1 protein-coding gene is annotated in these 234 nt (G+C 71.8%); it reads right to left on the bottom strand.

Features of this window, described 5'->3' with window-relative positions; genetic code table 11:
- The coding region (locus tag HKX41_13640; protein NNC25175.1) for a hypothetical protein at positions 1-234 on the bottom strand (234 nt) is incomplete at both ends.

The raw sequence follows: 234 nt of genomic DNA on the forward strand, positions 1-234 counted from the left end.
CTGGTATTCGGGCAGGTCCAGCACCTGGCGCAGGGCGATGTCGACCGCGCCGGGCACCTGGTGCAGGCGTTTTTCGATCTCGCGCGCCAGCGCCATGTTGCCGGGCACGTCGCGGCCGATCAGGCGCACTTCGAACGCGGCCGCGGCGGAGCCCGCGAGCGTGCGGCTGGTCGCGTCCGGCGGACGCTCGAACAGCTTCACGTCGGGGAAGCGCTCGGCGATGCGCTTGCGGAT

The organism is Salifodinibacter halophilus (assembly GCA_012999515.1).
Lineage (GTDB): Bacteria > Pseudomonadota > Gammaproteobacteria > Nevskiales > Salinisphaeraceae > Salifodinibacter > Salifodinibacter halophilus.